This is a genomic window from Sandarakinorhabdus sp., assembly GCF_040398645.1.
Lineage (GTDB): Bacteria > Pseudomonadota > Alphaproteobacteria > Sphingomonadales > Sphingomonadaceae > Sandarakinorhabdus.
Map to the genome: position 1 here is coordinate 10,473 of NZ_JBBATR010000040.1, position 4,262 is coordinate 14,734.

Annotated in this window: 6 protein-coding genes; all 6 read right to left on the reverse strand. The window is 64.9% G+C overall.

The window, feature by feature from the left end:
• Window positions 1-248 precede the first annotated feature (248 nt).
• A complete protein-coding gene (locus ABWP50_RS09690) occupies window positions 249-1,085 on the reverse strand; it encodes an ATP-grasp domain-containing protein (RefSeq protein ID WP_353217793.1) in 837 nt (278 codons plus the stop codon).
• 1 nt (window position 1,086) lies between these two features.
• Window positions 1,087-1,707 carry a 2OG-Fe(II) oxygenase gene (locus tag ABWP50_RS09695; protein ID WP_353217794.1) on the reverse strand — a complete coding sequence of 207 codons (621 nt, stop codon included), beginning with the start codon at window positions 1,705-1,707 and terminating at the stop codon, window positions 1,087-1,089.
• 110 nt (window positions 1,708-1,817) lie between these two features.
• Window positions 1,818-1,982 carry a hypothetical protein gene (locus tag ABWP50_RS09700; RefSeq protein ID WP_353217795.1) on the reverse strand — a complete coding sequence of 55 codons (165 nt, stop codon included), beginning with the start codon at window positions 1,980-1,982 and terminating at the stop codon, window positions 1,818-1,820.
• A gap of 47 nt (window positions 1,983-2,029) precedes the next feature.
• Window positions 2,030-2,182: a hypothetical protein gene (locus ABWP50_RS09705; protein WP_353217796.1), complete on the reverse strand. Its 153-nt coding sequence runs from the start codon at window positions 2,180-2,182 to the stop codon at window positions 2,030-2,032.
• A 145-nt stretch (window positions 2,183-2,327) separates the two neighbouring features.
• Window positions 2,328-3,038 carry a response regulator gene (locus ABWP50_RS09710; RefSeq protein WP_353217797.1) on the reverse strand — a complete coding sequence of 237 codons (711 nt, stop codon included), beginning with the start codon at window positions 3,036-3,038 and terminating at the stop codon, window positions 2,328-2,330.
• The coding region (locus ABWP50_RS09715) for a two-component system sensor histidine kinase NtrB (RefSeq protein WP_353217798.1) at window positions 3,035-4,262 on the reverse strand (1,228 nt) is incomplete at its 5' end. The genes ABWP50_RS09715 and ABWP50_RS09710, both read right to left, overlap by 4 nt.

Consider the following 4,262-nt stretch of genomic DNA (forward strand, 5'->3'; position numbering starts at 1 on the left):
TGTTGGTCACGGTCATGGGTCTTCTCCTGGTTGGTTGGGGCGTCCTCGACGGCCCCGGGGTTGGCATGCGTTTCACGATCAGCAGGGGATCAGCCGCCGGTTCCTTGCCCCGTTGGTTCATCCGGTTTGACTGGCTTGGCCAGCGCCGATGAAGAGGTTTTAGGGGTGCTGCGTAACGGCGATATCGCGTCTGGCCGTGAAAAATGCCTCAATGGTAACAACGGCGTAACAGCGCTGTAACAAAGCCCTCACCAACGGGCAGCAGTGGGGTGCGGCCCCATTTCGATCAGCCGGTCGACAATGGCCCCGGCGATGTCGATGCCGGTCAGTTCCTGCTGCTCGGCGAAATAACAGGGCGAGTTGAACTCGGCGATGCGCAAGCTGCCGTCGGCGGCCTCCATGATGTCGGCGCCGCCGAATTCGAGCTTCAGTACCTGGGCGGCGCGGATGGCGATCTCGGCCAACCCGGGGGGCGGCGTGTCGCAATCCACCGGCCCGCTGCCGGGGCCATTGCTGCGAAAATCACCGGCGCCGGCGACGCGCGCGGTTGCGGCGAGCACTGCCCCGTTCAACACGGTCACCCGCCAGCAGCGCACATGGGCGAAATATGCCTCCAGCGTCACTGAGCTGCGCACTACGGCCAGCGCAGCCTGCAGCGATTCGAGATCATGGACAAGGCTGACACCCTGGCCGCCTTCGGTGCCCGGCAGCTTCATTACCACCGGCCAGCCACCCAGCCCCGCGACCTGCCGGGCGAGCGCTGCGGCATCGGGATCGGGCACATAGACGGTGGCGGGACGCGGCAGACCGGCGCGCTGAAAGATCAGCGGCTGGTTGGCGTAGTGAAAAAACGGATCATGCAGCGCAGAGTCGCCGGCGCGAAACAGCATCTGTTCGATTGTGATGCAGGCCAGGCTGACGCCGGTGCAGTAAAACAGGCGGCGTTCGCTGGGCGGGCCGAGATCGAGGCCACCAGCGGCGCCGGGAACGATCTTGACGCATGGCAGCCCGCGCGCGGCGCAGGCGGCTTCGATCATCCGGTCGGTTTCCCGCTTCCCCGGTGCGGCGATAAGGATCAGGCGCATCTCACGCCGGTTCCAGCATGCGGGCCGTGGCGGGCTCGATGGCCGCGCAGAACAATGGCGCGTAGACGAAATAGGCCAGCGTGGCCTTTTCACCGGCCACCAGCGCTTCGGACTGGTGGCGTGAGAACGGGTCGATCTCGCCATCAGGCGTGTAGTTGAACCACAAGGCCATCCGGCCCCGGCGCGCGGCAATCGCCAATGGCCCGCCGGCCGCGTCGGGAAACAGGGTTTCGCCGCCGTCTTCAGCATCGGTCAGGTAGATCAGTGCCGTTGCCACCAGATGATGGCCGGCGATCGCATAGCAATCGACATGCGCGGGGTGGAAATCGCCGAGCGCATAGCGGCGGAAGCGAAAGCTGGCGCCGGGCAGTGTGTTGCCAAAGCCCAGCGCCGCCTCAATCCGTGCGGCAAGTGCGCCGAGCAGCGCATCGCGCGCCACCGGCAGTTCGCCCGAGATGCCAGCGATGCCGCTGCCCCATTCGATGCCAAGGCTCTCGCGGGCTTGGTCCCCGTCATAACGGGCCAGCACGTCAGCAATCTCGGCCGCCGAGATGAAGCCATCGGCAACGTAAGCGCGCGGGCGCTGGCTGATCTGTTCAAGCGGCGGCTGACTGGCGCTCATGGCGATCGGTACTTTCATAACTGATCAGATGGCTGTCGGAACCGGAGCAGACGCGGCGCGCGGGAAGCCTGGCATCCCGCCGCACGCGCCTGCATCCGGCCCGAAACGGGTTATGCGATCGAACGCTTCTGACTCTCTTCCATCCTCAGCTTGTCATTCTGTTCATTCTGGCGGGCCTCGTGCACAACGACGCCGGCACCGACCACCTGGTCCAGAGCGGCGGGATCGATTTCCTGCGGAGCAGGCGTGTTCTGGGAATTGGTCTTGTCGGTCATGACATTCTCCCGTGTGAAATATTGTGGTTCGAAACAGCGCGGCGCGCTTACTTCTTGTTGAACTGTTCGCCCACCAGCTTGTCGGCCTGCTCCTGATTGCGCTCGTTGGGGACCCTGGCGCCGGCACCGACCACCTGGTCGAGCGCTGCGGCGTCGATTTCCTGGGGAGCCGTGTTCTGCTTGGTAGTGTCGTTGGTCATTTTGCGTTCCTTTGGCTGGTCTCGGCCTCAGTGCCGATGAACAGTTTCTAGAGCGATCGCGTAACCGGTATGTGCCGATTGGCAGGCCGAAATGTCTCAATGGTAACGCCCGTGTAACGACGCTGTTACAATGGTGTGTGCCAGATCATTCGCCGTCGGGAACGAGCATATAGCCTTCGCCGCGCACGGTTTTCAGTACCGAGGGCTTGGCGGGGTCGAACTCGATCTTCTTGCGCAGCCGGGCGATGCGCATGTCGATGCTGCGATCAAACGGGTCCCATTTCTTGTGGTGCGCGAATTCGAGCAACTGATCGCGCGTCAATGGCCGGCGGGCGTGGGTGATGAAGGTGTGGAGCAGATCATATTCCATCGCTGTCAGTTCGACGCGCTCGCCGGCTTCGTCGAACATCGCCTTCATCTCGGTATCGACCACGCAGCGGCCGACCTTGATGCGCGCGGCCGGGCGGCCGCTGGCCAGATTGGCCGACATGGTGCGGCGCAAAATGGCCTTCAGGCGGGCGCGCAATTCGCCAGGCTCGAACGGTTTGGCCAGATAATCGTCGGCGCCCATTTCCAGCCCGACGATACGATCGGTGGTGGATCCCATCGCGGTCAGCATCAGCACGGCGGCATGGCCTTCGCCGCGAAGCCAGCGCACCAGCGACAGGCCGTCTTCGCCGGGCATCATCAGATCGCAAATCACGATATCAGGGCGAAACCGCGGCACGAGTTTGCGCAACGCGATGCCGTCCTCGGCGGCGACGACGTCATAGCCATCTTTGCCGAGCAGATCGATCAGCAGGTCGCGCACATCGACATCATCATCGCACACCACGATCCGCGCGCGCGTGTTCACGGCCGCTCTCCTGCTGGCAGTCGCACGACGATGGCACAGCCGCTGGCCATCGTTTCGTCGATTGCGATTGTGCCACCATGGCTTTCAAACACGCCGCGGGCAACCGCCAGCCCGTTGCCGCCGGCTTCGCCAAACGCCTTGGTGGTGAAAAAGGGTTCGAACACCCGGCGGCGCAATTCGGCATCGATGCCCTTGCCACTGTCTTCGATGCGGATTTCAACCGCTGCGCCGTGCAACGTGCTGACATGCAGCGTGCGGGGCCCGTCGTGCCGGTCGAGCGCCTGCTGGGCGTTGAGGATGAGGCCGACAAAGGCCTGCACCAACTGGTCATGATCACCGGCGATCAGACCGAGGTCGGGATCGAAGCGGGTCGTCACCACGATGCCGGCCTCGCGCAGGTTGTAGCCGGCGAACTCCAGCGCACCGGCCAACAATTCATTAAGATTGACTCGCCCCGGGCGCGGCCGCGTATCGCGCGCCATTGCCAGAAAGGTGCGCACGATCCGGCTGCAGCGATCGGCGGCTTCGCGCAGCTTGCCGATGGACTTGGCCTCGGCACTGCCAGCCAGCGCCTCTTGCAGGATGGCGGCCCGACCGATGACCACGGCGAGCGGATTGTTGAGTTCATGGGCAACCCCGCCGAGCAGCGCGCCCAGCGCCGTATGTTTTTCCTGCTGGTGTATCAGCTCGCGTTGGCGGGCCACCTCGGCTTCGATGGCGCGGCGTTCGGTCAGGTCGCGCACAAACGCTGCGTAAACGCGCTGTTCGCCCTGGCCGATCGCCTCGATCTGGATTTCGACCGGAAAATGATGGCCGTCGCCGTGCAGCGCTTCCAGCTCGACACGGCGGCCGATGACCTTGCGCTTGCCGGTGGCGGCATGGTGGGCCATGCCGCGCGCATGGGCGGCGCGCATGTGCACCGGCACGATGGCATCACCGATCGACCGCCCGATCATCGAGCCGCGCGCATGCCCGAAAATCGCCTCGGCCGCCGGATTGACCCGCAAGATATCGCCGTTGCTGTCGGCGATGACGACGGCGTCCAACGACGCGTCGATGACGGCGCCAACCAGGGCCTCGGTCGAAAGCCGTGTGACAGGGGATTTCGGGGCGTCGGGGGCTGGCGGGGCGTCGGGCGCTTGCGGGGCGTCGGGCGCTTGCGGGGCGTCGGGCGCTTGCGGGGCGTCGGGCGCTTGCGGGGCGGGGGCTGGGCTCATTTGGTCC